Origin of the sequence: Streptomyces sp. NPDC051109 (genome assembly GCF_044455885.1) — a bacterium.
GTDB lineage: Bacteria > Actinomycetota > Actinomycetes > Streptomycetales > Streptomycetaceae > Streptomyces.
The window spans coordinates 316,367-333,223 of sequence record NZ_JBITFF010000008.1 but is presented as its reverse complement, the minus strand read 5'-3'; the positions used below and the strand labels follow the sequence as shown (position 1 = coordinate 333,223).

General features: G+C 73.0%; 14 protein-coding genes and 1 rRNA gene. 4 read left to right on the top strand and 11 right to left on the bottom strand.

Going from position 1 to position 16,857, the window contains the following annotated elements:
- Window positions 1–88 (bottom strand): 16S ribosomal RNA (locus tag ACIBAD_RS18190); the annotation flags it as partial.
- 871 nt (window positions 89–959) lie between these two features.
- On the opposite strand from ACIBAD_RS18190, the gene trpS reads away from it, so the two are divergent.
- Window positions 960–1,958, top strand: a complete 999-nt coding sequence (trpS, locus tag ACIBAD_RS18185) for a tryptophan--tRNA ligase (RefSeq protein WP_134072386.1) — start codon at window positions 960–962, stop codon at window positions 1,956–1,958.
- A 66-nt stretch (window positions 1,959–2,024) separates the two neighbouring features.
- On the opposite strand, the gene proC is transcribed toward trpS, so the two are convergent.
- The 5 genes from proC to ACIBAD_RS18160 all read right to left on the bottom strand — a co-directional run bounded on the left by proC (window position 2,025) and on the right by ACIBAD_RS18160 (window position 5,501).
- Complete coding sequence (gene proC, locus ACIBAD_RS18180) at window positions 2,025–2,834, bottom strand: pyrroline-5-carboxylate reductase (protein WP_134072388.1); 810 nt, start codon at window positions 2,832–2,834, stop codon at window positions 2,025–2,027.
- 112 nt (window positions 2,835–2,946) lie between these two features.
- Entirely contained in the window at window positions 2,947–3,684 is a 738-nt protein-coding gene (locus tag ACIBAD_RS18175; RefSeq protein WP_134072390.1) for an ABC transporter permease, read from the bottom strand.
- A complete protein-coding gene (locus ACIBAD_RS18170; protein ID WP_398907667.1) occupies window positions 3,681–4,490 on the bottom strand; it encodes an ABC transporter ATP-binding protein in 810 nt (269 codons plus the stop codon). The genes ACIBAD_RS18175 and ACIBAD_RS18170 overlap by 4 nt, the downstream gene beginning before the upstream one ends.
- A gap of 57 nt (window positions 4,491–4,547) precedes the next feature.
- Window positions 4,548–5,084 (bottom strand): hypothetical protein, encoded by a 537-nt coding sequence (locus tag ACIBAD_RS18165; protein ID WP_134072394.1) that lies wholly within the window; start codon window positions 5,082–5,084, stop codon window positions 4,548–4,550.
- Between the two features lie 114 nt (window positions 5,085–5,198).
- Window positions 5,199–5,501 (bottom strand): SH3 domain-containing protein, encoded by a 303-nt coding sequence (locus tag ACIBAD_RS18160; RefSeq protein ID WP_134072396.1) that lies wholly within the window; start codon window positions 5,499–5,501, stop codon window positions 5,199–5,201.
- A 108-nt stretch (window positions 5,502–5,609) separates the two neighbouring features.
- On the opposite strand from ACIBAD_RS18160, the gene ACIBAD_RS18155 reads away from it, so the two are divergent.
- A complete protein-coding gene (locus ACIBAD_RS18155) occupies window positions 5,610–7,763 on the top strand; it encodes a serine/threonine-protein kinase (protein WP_398907666.1) in 2,154 nt (717 codons plus the stop codon).
- A 61-nt stretch (window positions 7,764–7,824) separates the two neighbouring features.
- On the opposite strand, the gene ilvD is transcribed toward ACIBAD_RS18155, so the two are convergent.
- From ilvD to ACIBAD_RS18135, 4 genes are all read right to left on the bottom strand, one after another.
- Window positions 7,825–9,678 (bottom strand): dihydroxy-acid dehydratase, encoded by a 1,854-nt coding sequence (gene ilvD, locus ACIBAD_RS18150; RefSeq protein WP_030867837.1) that lies wholly within the window; start codon window positions 9,676–9,678, stop codon window positions 7,825–7,827.
- Window positions 9,679–9,848: 170 nt separating this feature from the next.
- Entirely contained in the window at window positions 9,849–10,466 is a 618-nt protein-coding gene (locus ACIBAD_RS18145; RefSeq protein WP_134072398.1) for a TetR family transcriptional regulator, read from the bottom strand.
- Window positions 10,463–11,293 carry a sugar phosphate isomerase/epimerase gene (locus ACIBAD_RS18140; protein ID WP_134072400.1) on the bottom strand — a complete coding sequence of 277 codons (831 nt, stop codon included), beginning with the start codon at window positions 11,291–11,293 and terminating at the stop codon, window positions 10,463–10,465. Before ACIBAD_RS18140 ends, ACIBAD_RS18145 begins: the two co-directional genes overlap by 4 nt.
- A gap of 188 nt (window positions 11,294–11,481) precedes the next feature.
- Window positions 11,482–12,411, bottom strand: coding sequence for a Ppx/GppA phosphatase family protein (locus tag ACIBAD_RS18135; protein WP_134072402.1), 930 nt, complete (start codon window positions 12,409–12,411; stop codon window positions 11,482–11,484).
- A 63-nt stretch (window positions 12,412–12,474) separates the two neighbouring features.
- Between ACIBAD_RS18135 and ACIBAD_RS18130 the strand changes: the two genes are divergently transcribed.
- Window positions 12,475–13,296 carry a hypothetical protein gene (locus ACIBAD_RS18130; RefSeq protein ID WP_134072404.1) on the top strand — a complete coding sequence of 274 codons (822 nt, stop codon included), beginning with the start codon at window positions 12,475–12,477 and terminating at the stop codon, window positions 13,294–13,296.
- Between the two features lie 29 nt (window positions 13,297–13,325).
- On the opposite strand, the gene ACIBAD_RS18125 is transcribed toward ACIBAD_RS18130, so the two are convergent.
- Window positions 13,326–15,167, bottom strand: a complete 1,842-nt coding sequence (locus tag ACIBAD_RS18125; protein ID WP_398907665.1) for a hypothetical protein — start codon at window positions 15,165–15,167, stop codon at window positions 13,326–13,328.
- A 160-nt stretch (window positions 15,168–15,327) separates the two neighbouring features.
- Between ACIBAD_RS18125 and radA the strand changes: the two genes are divergently transcribed.
- Window positions 15,328–16,731, top strand: coding sequence for a DNA repair protein RadA (radA, locus tag ACIBAD_RS18120; protein ID WP_134072406.1), 1,404 nt, complete (start codon window positions 15,328–15,330; stop codon window positions 16,729–16,731).
- The last annotated feature ends 126 nt before the right edge of the window (window positions 16,732–16,857 follow it).

Sequence of the window (16,857 nt, the reverse complement as noted above, 5' to 3'; positions counted from 1 at the left end):
TCCACCCCGAAGGGCTTCATCGTTCGACTTGCATGTGTTAAGCACGCCGCCAGCGTTCGTCCTGAGCCAGGATCAAACTCTCCATGAATGTTTACCGGTAATCCGGTGCACACACACGTTGAGCGGGTCAATCATGTCGGAATATGACCGACTGACCACTGCGTCCTCGCTGTGTAATTGCCTGCAAGCATCACCCGAAGGCGACCTCACAGGTCTTTTTCAAAGGAACCTCATCCACCGAAGTGGACGGGGTATCAACTTCTGGCGTTGATTTTTGGCACGCTGTTGAGTTCTCAAGGAACGGACGCTTCCTTTGTACTCACCCTCTCGGGCTTTCCTCCGGGCTTTCGCTCTTCGTTCTTGCGTTTCCGACTCTATCAGAGTCGGTCCCGCTTGCTTTCCGGGGTCTTCGCTTTCGCGCTTTCCCTTTCCGGCGATTCCGACTCTATCAGATCCTTTCGGGCCTGACTCCCAGTCAGCGGGTTCCGCCGCTTGGGCTGTTGGGCCCTTGCGGCGAGTGAGACAGTAGCGGATTCCTTGCCCCCGAACCTAATCGGCGGCCGCGTCCTCGGACACGGATTCCTCATTCGCAAATACGCATGAAAACAAGACGACACAGTGCGTCGTTCGTTCGAATGTGTAGTGCGGGATGGCTGCCCGGGGACCGACCGGAGTCGGCGCTCACGTCGGACAACTCGAAGAACCTTACGGACCCCGGATGGGTGTGTCAACCCCGGGACAGGGGCCGCCAGAAGGGCTAGCCTGATCCCCATGACTACGCATGCGCTCACGTCCAGCCTTCGCTGGTGGGCCGCCTGACGGCGGCCGACCTTCCACGCGAGCACGCACGCGCTCACGGCCGCCGCTTACGGCGGCCGTTTCTGTTTCTCCCCTCCCGGGAGTGGCTCGGTCGCCCGAGGCGGCGGTCCCGACACCAGCCACGAACAGGGAGACAGGACATGACGAGGATCTTCAGCGGGATCAAGCCGACCGGGCACCTGACGCTGGGGAACTACCTGGGGGCCGTCCGGCAGTGGGTCGCCGCCGACCAGGGGCCCGACGAGGCGCTGTTCTGCGTCGTGGACCTCCACGCACTGACCGTCGAACACGATCCCGCTCGGGTACGCCGGCTCAGCAGGCAGGTGGCGACCCTGTTCCTCGCCTCCGGGCTGGACCCGGAGAAATGCACCCTGTTCATGCAGAGCCACGTGGACGAGCACACCCGCCTCTCGTACGTACTGGAGTGCACCGCCACCGACGGGGAGATGCGCCGGATGATCCAGTACAAGGAGAAGTCCGCGCAGGCGCAGGCCTCCGGGGAGGGCGTACGGCTGTCGCTGCTGACGTACCCCGTGCTGATGGCCGCCGACATCCTGGCGTACGGGACCGAGGAGGTCCCCGTCGGTGAGGACCAGCGGCAGCACGTGGAGCTGGCCCGGGATCTGGCGGTGCGGTTCAACCAGCGGTACGGGCAGACGTTCACCGTGCCGAAGGTGACGCTGCCGGAGGTGGCCGCGCGGGTCATGGACCTTCAGGATCCGACGTCGAAGATGGGGAAGTCCGGCGGGGCGGGGCCCGGGGTGGTGTTCATGCTGGACGAGCCCGGGGTGATCCGGAAGAAGGTCATGCGGGCCGTGACCGACAGCGGGGACGGCGGGGTCGTCTACGACCGGGAGGCGCGGCCGGGGGTCGCGAACCTGCTGGACGTGCTGGCCGCCTGCACCGGCGGGGATCCGGCCGCCCTCGCGGAGGGGTACAGCGGGTACGGGGCGCTCAAGCGGGATGTCGCCGACGCGGTGGTCGAGCTGCTGCGGCCGGTTCAGGAGCGGCACGCCGAGCTGGCGGCCGATCCGGCAGCAGTGGAGAAGGTGCTGCGGGACGGAGCCGGGCGGGCGCGGGCGGTGGCGCGGCCGATCGTGGACCGGGCGTACCGGGCCATCGGGCTGCTGGAGCCCTGAAGGACACCGGGTCGTAGGGGCCCCGCTCGCGCGGGTGCCCCTACCGCCGCCCTCTGCCGGAAACCCCTAGCTGTTGCCGGAGGCGAGTTCGCGGCTGCGGTCGCGGGCCGCTTCCAGGGCTGCGATCAGGGCGGCCCGTACGCCGTGCCGTTCGAGCTCGACGATCGCGTTGATGGTGGTGCCGGCCGGGGAAGTGACGGCCTCGCGGAGCTTGACCGGGTGCTCGCCGCTGTCGCGGAGCATCACGGCGGCGCCGATGGCGGCCTGGACGATGAGGTCGTGGGCCTGGGCGCGGGGCAGGCCGAGGAGGATGCCGGCGTCGGTCATCGCCTCGACGAGGAAGTAGAAGTACGCCGGTCCGGAGCCGGAGAGGGCGGTGGCGGCGTCTTGCTGGGACTCGGGGACGCGCAGGGTCTTGCCGACTCCGCCGAAGATCTCCTCGGTGTGGGCGAGGTGTTCGGCGGTGGCGTGGCTGCCGGCCGAGATGACGGACATGGCCTCGTCGACCAGGGCGGGGGTGTTCGTCATGACGCGGACGACGGGCGTGCCGGGGGCGAGCCGCTCCTCGAAGAAGGAGGTGGGGATGCCGGCGGCGCCGCTGATGACCAGGCGGTCGGCGGGGATGTGCGGGGCGAGCTCTTCGAGGAGCTTGCCCATGTCCTGCGGCTTGACGGTGAGGATGAGGGTGTCGGCGCGCTTGGCGGCTTCGGCGTTGCTGACGGCCTCGACGCCGTAGCGGGCGCGGAGCTCCTCGGCGCGTTCGGGGCGGCGGGCGGTGACGAGGAGCTTGGAGGCGGGTCGGCCGCCGCGGATCATTCCGCTGAGCAGGGCCTCGCCGATCTTGCCGGTACCGAGGACTGCGACTGTCTGGGTCATGCCCGATTCACCTCGCCGAACGGTTCTCTCACGCGTGATGCGTTTGCCTCCTCATCCTTTCACTCGTGAGACGAACGACGAGGCGCTGTCCGCAGAGCGGTCAGGGCCCCCGTCAGGGCGTACGGCGGCGGAGGGTGGCCGCGCCGAGGGCGAGGACGAGCAGCGCGCAGCCGGCGACGATCACGGCGTCGCGGACGAAGTCGGCGGTCATGTCGGTGTGGGTCAGGACCTGGCTCATGCCGTCGACGGCGTACGACATGGGCAGCACGTCCGAGATGCCTTCGAGGACGGGCTGCATCGTGTCGCGCGCCGCGAACAGGCCGCACAGCAGGAGCTGCGGGAAGATCACGGCCGGCATGAACTGGACGGCCTGGAACTCGGACGCGGCGAAGGCGGAGACGAACAGGCCGAGGGCGGTGCCGAGGAGCGCGTCGAGCAGGGCGACGAGCAGGAGCAGCCAGGCCGAGCCCACGACGTCGAGGCCGAGGAGCCAGAGGGCGAGGCCGGTCGCGAGGAGGGACTGGACGACGGCGACGGCGCCGAAGGCGAGGGCGTAGCCGGCGATGAGGTCGCCCTTGCCCAGCGGCATGGCGAGGAGCCGTTCGAGGGTGCCGGAGGTGCGCTCGCGCAGGGTGGCGATCGAGGTCACCAGGAACATGGTGATGAGCGGGAAGATCCCGAGGAGGGACGCGCCGATGCCGTCGAAGGTGCGCGGGCTGCCGTCGAAGACGAAGCGCAGCAGCGTCAGCATCAGTACGGGTACCAGCAGCATCAGCGCGATGGAGCGCGGGTCGTGCCGCAGCTGGCGCAGGACGCGGGCGGCGGTGGCGGCGGTGCGGGCGGTGCTCATCGGGTGACCTCGGACTTCGCTTCGGCGTTGGCCGCGTCGACGAGGCGCAGGAAGCCCTCCTCGACGGTGGCGGATTGCGTACGGGTGCGCAGTGCGTCGGGGGTGTCCTGGGCGAGGATGCGGCCCTCGCGCATGAGGAGCAGGTCGTGGCAGCGCTCGGCCTCGTCCATGACGTGGGAGGAGACGAGGATCGTGGCGCCGCGGGTGGCGGCGATGTCGTGGAAGAGGTTCCACAGGTCGCGGCGCAGGACGGGGTCGAGGCCGACGGTGGGCTCGTCGAGTACGAGGAGCTCGGGGGCGCCGAGGAGCGCGACGGCGAGGGAGACGCGGCTGCGCTGGCCGCCGGAGAGGTTGCCGGCGAGGGCGCCGGCGTGGGTGGTGAGGTCGACGTCGGCGATGGCGCGGGTGACGGTGGAGCGGCGGCGGTCGGCGGCGGCGCGGCCGGGATCGAGGACGGCGGCGAAGTAGTCGAGGTTCTGGCGGACGGTGAGGTCGTCGTAGACGGAGGGCGCCTGGGTGACGTAGCCGATGCGGGCGCGGAGCTCGGGGGCGCCGGCGGGGCGGCCGAGTACGTCGAGGGTGCCGGTGACGTGGGCCTGGGTGCCGACGACGGAGCGCATCAGGGTGGATTTGCCGCAGCCGGAAGGGCCGAGGAGGCCGGTGATGCGGCCGCGGGGGACGTCGAAGGCGAGGGAGTCGAGGACGGTGCGGGGATTGCGGCCGGTGCCGCGGCGGACGGTGAGCCCGCGGGCGTGGACGGCGGGTGGGGCGGACTCGCTGGGCGGCGCCTCCGGGTTATTCATCATGTGATGAATAATGCTCCTGGCTGTGCCGGGGCGTCAACAGGCCGGGACCGGGCGGGGTTACTTCTTCCGCTTGGGGCGGCGCGCGGCCGGGTTGCCCGTACGGGTGCTGCGGCGGCGGGCGAACTCGGAGACGGCGCGCTCGTACTCGGCGCGGCGCAGCTTCTCACCGGGGGCTTCGAAGAAGCAGCGCAGGAAGTACGCGATGAGGGAGCCGATGAAGCCGATCATCTTCAGGCCCTTGAGGGCGGCCTCGTCGGAGGACGGGGCGGGACGGCGGCTGAAGGCGTCCCAGGTCTTGGCGAAGGCGATGGCGCTGGCGATCGCGAAGAGGACGACGACGGAGATGCTGAGGAACGGGCCGACGTTGCCGATCTCCAGCCCCTCGTAGGAGAGGCGGAGCAGCACGGCCGCGGCGACGGCGGTCACGAGCGAGCCGGCGGCGAGGGCGGCGCGGCGCAGGGCGTAGCCGCCGTCGTGGTTCACCCAGGTGGTGCCGAAGAACGGGATCGGCTCGGGCTCGGGCCCGGCGGGGGCGGCGGGGGCCTGCGCGGCCGGTTCGGCGGGGGTCTGGTCTCGCTGGTCGTCGTCGCTCACACCGGCGATTATCCCCCGCCGCGCCGACCTGGCCGGGGTCGTCTCACGTGGCAGACGGACGGCGGACGGCCTGGGGCTCCCCGGGAGCCCCGGGAGCCCCGGGAGCCCCGGGAGCTAGCTGCAGCGGTTCGCGACGTAGCCGTCGCTGCCGGTCTTGACGTACGCGTCGGAGACGAAGCGGCCGTTGCCGATGCAGTCCCAGATGTCCGTCGTGCCGTACGGGCCCGAGACGGTCGTGCCGTCGCACTGGCAGCGGATCGTGACGCTCGCGCCGTACGGCAGGGTGTCGATGACCGAGTAGTTCGTCCCCGGGCCGCTGCGGACGTTCACGCGGTACCCCGGAGCGACCGCGAACGTCTGGAATCCCGAGTCGGCGGCGAGGCTCTGGACTTGGCTGGAATCGTTCTCCACGGACATGCGAAATCTCCCCCCACAGGTGTTGCGGTGCGCAACTCGCGCAGGGTAGCAGGACCCTTGGAGATTCGTACGGCCCATCGACTAGGCTCCGGCGGGGGTGGTTGAGCGGTGCATTCGCTGCGCGCGGACTACGTGGGCTTTCCGGAATACGCCGGGCAGTACCGGCTGGAATCGGTGCTCGGTTCCGGCGGGATGGGCGTCGTCCATCTGGCCACCTCCGGTTCGGGGCTGAAACTCGCCGTCAAGATCGTGCATGCCGAGCACGCGGTCGATCCGGAGTTCCGGGCCCGCTTCCGGCAGGAGGTCGCCGCCGCGCGGCGGGTGAGCGGGGCCTTCACCGCGCCCGTCGTGGACGCCGATCCGGATGCCGAACGGCCCTGGATGGCCACGCTGTTCATCGACGCCCCGACGCTGGCCGAGCGCGTACGGGAGCGGGTGCTGGACCCCGTCGAGCTGGCCCGGCTCGCCGCCGGGCTGGCGGAGGCGCTGCGGGACATCCACCGGGCGGGGGTCGTCCACCGGGACCTCAAGCCCAGCAACGTCCTGATGGCCCCGGACGGGGTGCGGGTCATCGACTTCGGCATCTCGCGGCCGGCGGACAGCGATCTGCGGACCGAGACGGGAAAGCTGATCGGGACGCCGCCGTACATGGCGCCGGAGCAGTTCCAGCGGCCGCGGGAGGTGGGCTCGGCCGCGGACGTCTTCGCGCTGGGCGCCGTGCTCGTCCACGCGGCGACGGGGCACGGGCCGTTCGACTCCGACAGCCACTACCTGGTGGCGTACCAGGTCGTGCACGCCGAGCCCGATCTGACCGGGCTGCCGGAGCAGCTCGTGCCGCTCGTGGCGCGGTGCCTGGCGAAGGAGCCGGCGGACCGGCCCACCGCGGAGCAGCTGATCGCGGAGATGCGGGCGGTGGCGTACCCGACCTCCGAGGACACGCAGGTGTTCGTTCCGCAGCCGCGGCGGCCGGTCGAGGCGGGGTCGGCCGCCGAAGCCACCCACCGGCGGGAGCGGATCGGCGTCGAAGCCGGTCGGTCCGCTCCCGCCGATCACGCCGGTGACGGCGGCCGGGGGCGGCGCGGGGCGCGGGCGGTGGTGGCGGCGGCGGTCGGGCTGCTGCTGACGGGCGGGGCCGTGGGCGGGTACCTGCACTACGGGGCCGGGGCCGGACCGCCGGGGCAGATCGCCGCGAAGTCGGATCCGGCGCCGGCGAAGCCCTTCGTGCCGTGGGCGGTCGCGCTGGGCGAGCCGAGGACGGGCAGCCGGACCGGGGCCTGCTCCCCGGGGGAGGCGGCGGCCCTGTACTGCGCGGGACCCGGAGTGGCGGCGGCCCGGCTCGACCCCGCCGACGGAACGGTGGTGTGGTCGGTGAAGGCGGCCGGCCCGGCGGCCCGGACGGCGGCGGACGGTGCGCCGCTGCACGCGGGCGGCCTGGTGCTCGCGGCCGCACCGGGCAGCGGGACGCTGCAGGCACTGGATCCGGGTACGGGCGCCGAGCGCTGGCAGCGGAAACTGCCGGACGGCGCGCGGTTGGCGGCGGCGGGCGGGCAGGTGTTCCTCGTCCCGCCGAACGGGAACGTGACGGCGCTCGACGCGGCGAGCGGGGCCGTGCGGTGGACGAAGCAGCTCGGCGGGGTGGGTTCCGCATGGTGGGGCGACGGCGCGGCGGTGTACGTGTCCACGCCGGACGGCAGCGGCGGGAGTTCGCAGCTGCTGGAGGTGGACCCCGCGAACGGGGCGGTGCGCCGGCAGCTGCGGACGGCGGGCCGGCTGCGGCCGGTCGGGGCCGCGCGGGGCGGGCTGTACCTGCTGGACGTCGATACGGAGGGCAAGACCGGCGCGGTGGTCCGGGTGGATACGGCGACACAGGCGGTACGGCGGGTCCGGCTGTCGGTGCCGCTGTTCGACGCGGAGGCGGCGGTGGGCCCGGACGGCGTCGTGTACGCGGTCGGGGTCTCGGGTGCGCTGATCGCGGTGGGCGCCGAGCGGGAGCAGTGGCGGCTGGAGACGGGCCTGGCCGTGACGTCGCGTCCGGTGGCGGCCGACGGCCGGATCCACCTGACGGCGCCGGACGGCCGGCTGCTGGCGGTGGATGCCGCGACCGGCCGGCTGGTGGGCCAGACGCGGCCGCGACCGGGCGACGGCCGCGACGGTTTCACGGCGACCCTGCCCGCCCCGGTATCGGCCGGAGGCCGGGTCTACGGAACGGCACCGGACGGCTCGGTCTTCGCGGTCGACGCCGCCGACCCCGCCGGATGGTGACCGGCTCCGGCCCCGCCGGGGATTCCCGACGGGGTTCGGAGCGGATCCGGCGCGGGGGGCGTCAGACGCCCAGCTTGCTCACGTCGCGGACCGCGCCCTTGTCGGCGCTCGTCGCCATCGCCGCGTAGGCGCGCAGCGCCGCCGAGACCTTGCGTTCGCGGTTCTTCGGGGCGTAGACGCCGCCCAGGGCCGCGTGGCGGGCGGCCAGCGTGGCCTCGTCCACCAGCAGCTCGATCGAGCGGTTCGGGATGTCGATGCGGATGCGGTCGCCGTCCTCGACGACGGCGATGTCCCCGCCCGAGGCCGCCTCCGGGGAGGCGTGGCCGATGGACAGGCCCGAGGTGCCTCCGGAGAAGCGGCCGTCCGTCACCAGCGCGCAGACCTTGCCGAGCCCGCGCCCCTTCAGGAACGACGTCGGGTAGAGCATCTCCTGCATGCCGGGGCCGCCGCGCGGGCCCTCGTACCGGATGACGACGACGTCGCCCGCCTTGATCTCCTTGCGGAGGATCTTGTCGACCGCCTCGTCCTGCGATTCGCAGACGACCGCCGGGCCCTCGAAGGTCCAGATCGACTCGTCGACGCCCGCCGTCTTCACGACGCACCCGTCCACCGCGATGTTGCCGCGCAGGACCGCCAGGCCGCCGTCCTTGGAGTACGCGTGCTGCACCGACCGGATGCAGCCGCCCTCGGCGTCCAGGTCGAGGGTGTCCCAGCGTTCGGACTGCGAGAAGGCGGTGGCGGAGCGCACGCAGCCCGGGGCCGCGTGCCACAGCTCCATGGCCGTCTCGCTCGCCGTGCCGCTGCGCGCGTCCCACTTCGCCAGCCAGTCCTCCAGGTTCTCCGAGTGGACCGTCGTGACGTCCTTGTTCAGGAGTCCGCCGCGGTGCAGCTCGCCGAGGATGGCGGGGATGCCGCCGGCGCGGTGGATGTCCTCCATGTAATACGTACCGCCGGGCGCCACGTTCGGCGCGACCTTGGCCAGGCACGGGACCCGCCTCGACACCTCGTCGATGTCGGTGAGGTCGTACTCCAGGCCCGCCTCCTGCGCGGCGGCCAGCAGGTGCAGGATCGTGTTCGTCGAGCCGCCCATCGCGATGTCGAGGGCCATGGCGTTCTCGAAGGCCTGGCGGGTCGCGATGGAGCGCGGCAGGACCGAGTGGTCGTCCTGCTCGTAGTACCGCTTGGTGATCTCGACGACCGTCCGGCCGGCGTCCTCGTACAGGGCGCGGCGGGCGGTGTGCGTGGCGAGGACGGAGCCGTTGCCGGGGAGCGCGAGGCCGATGGCCTCGGCGAGGCAGTTCATGGAGTTGGCGGTGAACATGCCGCTGCACGACCCGCAGGTCGGACAGGCGTTCTCCTCGATCCGCAGCACGTCCTCGTCGGAGACGTTCTCGTTGGAGGCGTCGACCATGGCGTCGATCAGGTCGAGCTTGCGGACGGTGCCGTCGACGAGGACGGCCTGGCCGGCCTCCATCGGGCCGCCCGACACGAACACGACCGGGATGTTGAGGCGCATGGCGGCCATCAGCATGCCGGGGGTGATCTTGTCGCAGTTGGAGATGCAGATGAGCGCGTCGGCGCAGTGCGCCTCGACCATGTACTCCACGCTGTCCGCGATCAGGTCGCGGGAGGGCAGGGAGTACAGCATGCCGCCGTGCCCCATGGCGATGCCGTCGTCGACCGCGATGGTGTTGAACTCGCGCGGGATCGCGCCAGCGGCGCGGATGGCGTCGGAGACGATCCGGCCGACGGGGGCCAGGTGGGTGTGGCCGGGGACGAACTCGGTGAAGGAGTTGGCGACCGCGATGATCGGCTTCCCGATGTCCGCGCTCGCTACGCCCGACGCACGCATTAGGGCGCGTGCGCCCGCCATGTTGCGGCCGTGGGTGACGGTGCGGGACCTCAGCTCGGGCATCGGGTTCACTCCCCATGAGTGCGGCGGCGTTCGCACGCCCGCCGCGACTGTGGATATGGCTCGGTTACGAGGCTACGCTTCCGGCCCGCGATACGGACAGGTCGTCCGCATGTCGATACGGGCGGCTCATTCCTCGGTCGTTCTCCGGTCGTTCTTCGGCCGTTCCCCGGTCATTCCCCGGTCAGGTAGCGCTGAAGGGTGGGCGCCACCAGGGTGACGATGTCCTCCGGGTCGGCGGACGCCAGGGGCTCGACCTGGACCACGTACCGCAGGAGCGCGATGCCGATCATGTGGGAGGCGGCGAGCTCGGCGCGGAAGGTGGGGTCGGGGACGTCGAGGTCGGCCGCGACCCGCTCCAGGACCCGGCGCAGCACCAGCCGGCGCAGCACCGCCGCCGCGGCCTCGTGGGTGAGGGCGGAGCGGATGACGGCGAGCAGGGGCGCCCGGGTGACCGGGTTCTCCCAGATGCCCAGGAAATAGCGGGCCAGCCGCTCCCCGATGCCCTCGGGGCCCTCCCCCACGATGGCGGGGACGACGAGGGCGGGCTCCATCGTGACCTCGATGGCGGCGGCGAAGAGGTCGTCCTTGCTGCCGAAGTAGTGGTGGACCAGCGCCGGGTCCACGCCCGCGACCTTCGCGATGCCGCGCACGGACGTCTTGTCGTACCCGCGCTCAGCGAACACGTCGCGGGCGGCGAGCCGGATCCGCTCCTGGGTGCCGGGACCCCCGTCGGCCTCGTCCTGGCGGGGTCGGCCGGGTCCGCGGCGCGGCTTGACGGGTTCGGTCACGGCCGGGGGGTCCTGATCGGGGCGGCGGTGGCCGCGAGGTGGAGCCGGGTGAAGGCCAGTGCCTCGGCGAGGTCGGCCTCGCGCTCGGCGGAGGACATCGCGCGGCGGGTGTTGACCTCGATCACGACGTGTCCGCCGAAGGAAGTCCGGGCGAGCCGCTCCAGCAGCTCGGCGCAGGGCTGGGTGCCGCGGCCGGGTACCAGGTGCTCGTCCTTGGCCGAGCCGTTTCCGTCGGCGAGGTGCACGTGCGCGAGGCGGTCCCCCATGCGCTCGATCATCTCGGTGGCGTCGGTCCGGGCGGTCGCGGTGTGCGACAGGTCGACGGTGAAGTGCCGGTAGTCGTCCTTGGTGACGTCCCACTCGGGGGCGTAGGCCAGCATCTCGCGGTCGCGGTAGCGCCACGGGTACATGTTCTCCACGGCGAACCGCACATCGGTCTCGTCGGCCATCCGCCAGATCCCGCCGACGAAGTCGCGCGAGTACTGGCGCTGCCAGCGGAACGGCGGGTGCACGACGACGGTGGACGCCCCGAGCCGCTCGGCCGCGGACCGGGCACGCTGGAGCTTGGTCCACGGGTCGGTGGACCACACCCTCTGCGTGATCAGCAGACAAGGGGCGTGCACGGCCAGGATCGGCACCTGATGGTGATCGGAAAGCCGGCGCAGGGCATCGACGTCCTGGCTGACCGGATCCGTCCAGACCATCACCTCGACGCCGTCGTACCCGAGGCGCGCGGCGATCTCGAAGGCGGTGGCCGTGGACTCCGGGTAGACGGAGGCAGTGGAAAGCGCGACTTTCGCACTCGGGATCCGAACAGGTTCTGCCACGGAGACAGGGTACGGGGCGCAGCCGCCGAGGACCGTGACGGCGGCCACGCCGCCCCTGCTTGGTGCGCGGCGGCGATCGCGGCCCGGGGCCGCCACGGCGGCCGAAGCGCGGAGCGATCTTCCGCGTGGCGCGCCCGACGGGGGTTGTCGACCGCCTGCCCCGCCCCGCCGCGGGCTCCGGGGCGGGGTCAGGTCGGCAAGTGGTCCAGGCGGCGCAGGATGACGCCCTCGCGCAGGGCCCAGGGGCAGATCTCCAGTTCGTCCACACCGAAGAGGTCCATCGCGCCCTCCGCGACCAGGGCTCCCGCCAGGAGCTGGGCCGCCCTGCCCTCCGAGACGCCCGGGAGGGCCGAGCGCTGGGCGGTGGTCATCGCCGCGAGCCGCGGGACCCACTCCTCCAGGGACTTGCGGGTCAGGTCCCGCTGGACGTACAGGCCGTCCGCCGAGCGGGCCGCGCCCGCGATGCGGGCCAGCTGCCGGAAGGTCTTCGACGTCGCCACCACGTGGTCGGGCGCCCCGAAGCGGCGGAACTCCCCGACCGTACGGGCGATCTGGGCCCGCGCGTGGCGCCGCAGGGCCCGTACGTCCGCCGGGTCCGGCGGGTCGCCCGGCAGCCAGCCCGTGGTGAGGCGGCCCGCGCCCAGCGGCAGGGAGACCGCCGCGTCGGGATCCTCGTCGATGCCGTACGCGATCTCCAGCGAGCCGCCGCCGATGTCGAGGACCAGCAGCTTGCCCGCGGACCAGCCGAACCAGCGCCGGGCGGCCAGGAACGTCAGCCGCGCCTCGTCCTCACCGCTCAGGATGGGCAGGTCGACGCCGGTCTCCGCCAGCACCCTGGCCAGGACCTCGTCCGCGTTCGTGGCCTCGCGCACGGCGCTGGTCGCGAAGGGGAGCACGTCCTCGCAGCCCTTGTCCTCGGCGGCCTGCGCCGCCTCGCCGATCACCGAGACGAGACGCTCGATGCCCTCCGGGGTGACCGCTCCGCGCTCGTCGAGCAGCTCCGCCAGCCGCAGTTCCACCTTGTGCGAGTGCGCCGGCTGCGGGCGCGCGCCGGGGTGCGCGTCCACCACCAGCAGATGGATCGTGTTCGAACCCACATCGAGGACACCGAGTCTCATACGAGGAAACGCTACTGTGCGGCTGGAGTACGGGTGACCTAAGGGGACCTTAGGCTTGGGTTTGTGCCAAATACGAAGAAGGCCAACAAGTCCAAGGCGACCAAGAAGACCAAGGCCGAGGCCTCGGTCGCCCGTGACGACGAGAAGGGGCTCGACTTCCCCCGGGCCTGGGTCGAGTTCCCCGATCCCGCCGACGCCGAGCAGGTCTTCCGCTGCGACCTGACCTGGCTCACCTCCCGCTGGACCTGCATCTTCGGCAGCGGCTGCCAGGGCATCCAGGCCGGCCGGGCCGACGACGGCTGCTGCACCCTCGGCGCGCACTTCTCGGACGAGGACGACGAGAAGCGGGTCGCCGAGAACGTGGCGCGGCTGACCCCCGAGCTGTGGCAGTTCCACGACATCGGCAGCGAGACCGGGTGGACGCAGCACGACGACGACGGGGAGAAGCAGACCCGCCGCTGGGACGGCGCCTGCATCTTCCTCAACCGGCCGGGCTTCCCCGCCGGGGCGGGCTGCTCGCTGCACATCCTGGCCCTCAAGAGCGGCCAGGAGCCGCTGGAGACCAAGCCGGACGTGTGCTGGCAGCTGCCGATCCGCCGGACGTACGAGTGGATCGACCGGCCCGACGACACCCGCGTGCTCCAGGTGTCGATCGGCGAGTACGACCGGCGCGGCTGGGGTCCGGGCGGGCACGACCTGCACTGGTGGTGCACGTCGGCGACGTCCGCGCACGGCGCCGGCGACCCGGTGTACGTGTCGTACCGCGCCGAGCTGACCGAGCTGATGGGCAAGGAGGGGTACGAGGCCCTCGTGAAGCTGTGCGAGGCGCGGCTGTCCTCGCTGCTCCCGATGGCACCGCACCCCGCGGACCCTGTCTCCCCCTAGTTTCCGGGCCTTCCGGGCCTTCGGGGCCTTCAGGCCGGCCCCGGCCCGCCCGGGTCCGACGGCGGGCCGACCGTTCCTCCTGCCGGGGCGCTCACCGTCGGGGTCGGAGTCGCAGTGGGGGTCGGCGTGGGCGTCGGCGTCGGCGTCGGGGTTTCCGTGGGCGTGGGTGTCGGCGTCGGGCTCGGCGTGGGCGTGGGCGCCGGGTCCTCGGGCTCCGGCGGGGGCGTGGGCGCCGGGCGTCCGCGGCCCTGGACGGAGATCACCGCGCCGCCCGGCTCCACCACGATCCGGGCGGACCAGGCGCCCACCGGCTGCGCCTCGGTGTCGACGGTGATCCTGACCGTGAACGATTCGCCGGGGCTCAGCGTCCCCGCGGACCGGCTCGCCCGCAGCCAGGGCGCGTCGGACCAGAGCCGCCAGTCCACGGGCGCCCCGCCGGACGCGGTGAGCGTGAGCAGGGTGGTGCCCCGGTGCGAGGAGGCGGCGACGGAGAGCCGTCCGGGGTTCCCCGCCCGGTCCTCGGGGGCGGCGGACGCCCCGGTGCTGATCACCTCGACGGAGACGTCCGAGCCGTCCGGGTCCGGGCCGCCCGGGGCGAAGCCGGGTTCGCCGGTGGTGTGGGCGGTGTTGCCGGCGTTCTCGTAGGCGCGCGGCGGGCGGCCGTCCTCCCGCAGGGCCGGGAGCTCGGACTCGCTCGCGGAGGTCCTGGTGGAGTCCGCGCGGACGGGCTCGCCGGTCTCCGGTGCGCCGCGGTACGCCGCCCACAGCGCCAGGACCGGGGCGGCCACGACGGTGGCGACGACGGTGGTGGTCACGGCCCGCGCGCGCAGCCGGTCGCGGCGGGCCGCGCCGTCCCGGGGGTCCATGGGGAAGCCGGTGCGGTCGAAGCGCGGGCCGCTCCGGCGCCCGCGGCGGCCGCCGGAGCGGACCATGGCCGCGCGGACGGCGGCGCGCGGGGCGGGGACCAGCGGGAGGGCGGCGTCGATGCCGCCGGTGCCGGGCCAGGGGGACGCGGCGTCGACGCGTTCGGCGACACGGCGGCAGCGCGGGCAGTCGTCGACGTGGCGGACCAGCTCGGCGCGCAGGGTGGTGGACAGCAGCACCTGCCCGTCGCCGTCGCCGGTGAGCCGGGACACCGACGGGCAGCCGCCGGTCTCGACGACGGCGAGGGCGGCGCGGGTCCGCTCCACCTCGCAGGCGGCGCCGGCCAGCAGCTCCCGGGCGTTGGCGGGGGGCGTGCCGAGGACGGCGGCGAGCTCGGGGACGCCGAGGCGGTGGCGGACGGCGAGTTCGAGGGCCTCGCGCTGCGCGGGCGTGGTCCCGGCGGCCTCGGGCCAGGCGAGCCGGGCCAGCTCGGTGCGCCGGTACGCGCTCACGTCGAGGGAGCCGGAACGATACGCCTCAGACGCGTGCCCGGCATCCTTGCGCTCCGGCGTGCGCCGTGCGGAGTGCGCTCCCTGCCGGGTACGCCGGCGCTCGGCCAGCCGCCGCAGGCAGGCCCAGCGGGCGAGGGCGTAGAGCCAGGCCCGCCGGTCGCCCTCGTCGGGACATCGACCGGGGTGACGCTCGGCGACGGCGAGCACCTCGGCGAGGACCTCGGTGGCGGCCTCGTGGTCGCAGAGGACCGAGAGGCAGTAGGTGAACAGGCCGTCCAGGTACGGCTCGTGCCGGAAGGGGGGCGGCGCCTGGGACGGTTGGGACTGGGGGGACGGCTGTTCTCGATCGAGATCTTCGAGACCGTCCGTGCCTTCGGTACCTTCGAGCCCTTCGAGGCCCTCGGGGCGTTCAGGGGGGCCCGCGGGGGGAGTGCGCCCGTGCGCCCGGTGTGCGCCGGTGCGCTGGGCGGGGCGTTCCTGACTGCTGCTGTTCACCCTGGCGAAGGTAGGCCGCAGGCCGGTGACGGCCGTGAAGCCTTCAGCTGTTTTAGCCCTTACGGGTGAACAGATAGAGCGTGTGCTGACAGCGGCCCTGACGGCCGGGCGGCCGGTCGGGCGGTCGGCGCTGTCACAGGCTCCGGCTACCGTGGGCCGCATGGCTGCCCGTACATCTCGTTCATCCGCCAAGGACCGGCCGTCCTACCGCTGCTCCGAGTGCGGCTGGACGACCGCGAAATGGCTCGGGCGCTGCCCCGAGTGCCAGGCGTGGGGCACCGTCGAGGAGATGGGCGGCGCGCCCGCCGTACGGACCACCGCCGCCGGCCGGGTCTCGGCGCCCGCACTCCCGATCGCGCAGGTCGACGGCCGGACCGCGACCGCCCGCAGCACGGGCGTGGACGAGCTGGACCGGGTCCTCGGCGGCGGCCTCGTGCCCGGCGCCGTGGTGCTGCTGGCCGGGGAGCCGGGCGTCGGGAAGTCGACGCTGCTGCTCGACGTCGCGGCGAAGGCGGCCAGTGACGCGCACCGCACCCTCTACGTCACGGGCGAGGAGTCGGCCAGCCAGGTGCGGCTGCGGGCCGACCGGATCAACGCCCTCAACGACCACCTCTTCCTCGCCGCCGAGACCGATCTGTCCGCCGTACTGGGCCACCTCGACGCCGTACGGCCCTCGCTGCTGATCCTGGACTCCGTCCAGACCGTCGCCTCCCCCGAGATCGACGGCGCACCCGGCGGCATGGCCCAGGTCCGCGAGGTGGCCGGGGCCCTGATCCGCGCCTCCAAGGAGCGCGGCATGGCCACCCTGCTGGTCGGGCACGTCACCAAGGACGGGGCGATCGCCGGCCCGCGGCTGCTGGAGCACCTCGTCGACGTGGTCCTCAGCTTCGAGGGCGACCGGCACGCGCGGCTGCGCCTGGTGCGCGGCGTGAAGAACCGGTACGGCGCCACCGACGAGGTCGGCTGCTTCGAGCTCCACGACGAGGGGATCACCGGGCTCGCCGACCCCAGCGGGCTGTTCCTGACCCGGCGCGCGGAGGCCGTCCCCGGGACCTGCCTGACGGTGACGCTGGAGGGCAAGCGCCCGCTGGTCGCCGAGGTGCAGGCGCTGACCGTGGACTCGCAGATCCCCTCCCCCCGGCGGACCACCTCGGGCCTGGAGACCTCGCGCGTCTCGATGATGCTGGCCGTGCTGGAGCAGCGCGGCCGGATCACCGCGCTCGGCAAGCGCGACATCTACTCCGCCACCGTGGGCGGGGTGAAGCTGACCGAGCCGGCCGCCGACCTGGCGATCGCGCTCGCGCTGGCCTCGGCGGCGAGCGACGTCCCGCTGCCGAAGAACCTCGTCGCGATCGGCGAGGTCGGGCTCGCGGGCGAGGTGCGGCGGGTGACGGGCGTACAGCGGCGCCTCGCCGAGGCGCACCGGCTCGGCTTCACGCACGCGCTGGTGCCCGGCGATCCGGGGAAGGTGCCGGCCGGGATGAAGGTGATCGAGGTCGCGGACATGGGCGACGCCCTGCGGGTCCTGCCGCGCGGGCGTTCGCGGGCGGCGGCCAAGGAGTAGCCGCTGGTGAGGGGGTCCGTACCGGGTCCCGCGGGGGCGCACCTGGCCAAGCCACGGCGGGCGCACAGCGCGCGCCGGTAGACTTTGTGCTGGTCCGCCCGGCCGTACGCAGGCGGCGCAACCCGC

Bases quoted from the DNA above. Each gene is read 5' to 3' on its own strand.
- ACIBAD_RS18160 (WP_134072396.1), bottom strand. From the start codon at position 5,501: ATGTCCGTGGAGAACGATTCCAGCCAAGTCCAGAGCCTCGCCGCCGAC.
- ACIBAD_RS18135 (WP_134072402.1), bottom strand. From the start codon at position 12,411: ATGAGACTCGGTGTCCTCGATGTGGGTTCGAACACGATCCATCTGCTG.
- proC (WP_134072388.1), bottom strand. From the start codon at position 2,834: ATGACCCAGACAGTCGCAGTCCTCGGTACCGGCAAGATCGGCGAGGCC.
- ACIBAD_RS18170 (WP_398907667.1), bottom strand. From the start codon at position 4,490: ATGATGAATAACCCGGAGGCGCCGCCCAGCGAGTCCGCCCCACCCGCC.
- ilvD (WP_030867837.1), bottom strand. From the start codon at position 9,678: ATGCCCGAGCTGAGGTCCCGCACCGTCACCCACGGCCGCAACATGGCG.
- ACIBAD_RS18175 (WP_134072390.1), bottom strand. From the start codon at position 3,684: ATGAGCACCGCCCGCACCGCCGCCACCGCCGCCCGCGTCCTGCGCCAG.
- trpS (WP_134072386.1), top strand. From the start codon at position 960: ATGACGAGGATCTTCAGCGGGATCAAGCCGACCGGGCACCTGACGCTG.
- radA (WP_134072406.1), top strand. From the start codon at position 15,328: ATGGCTGCCCGTACATCTCGTTCATCCGCCAAGGACCGGCCGTCCTAC.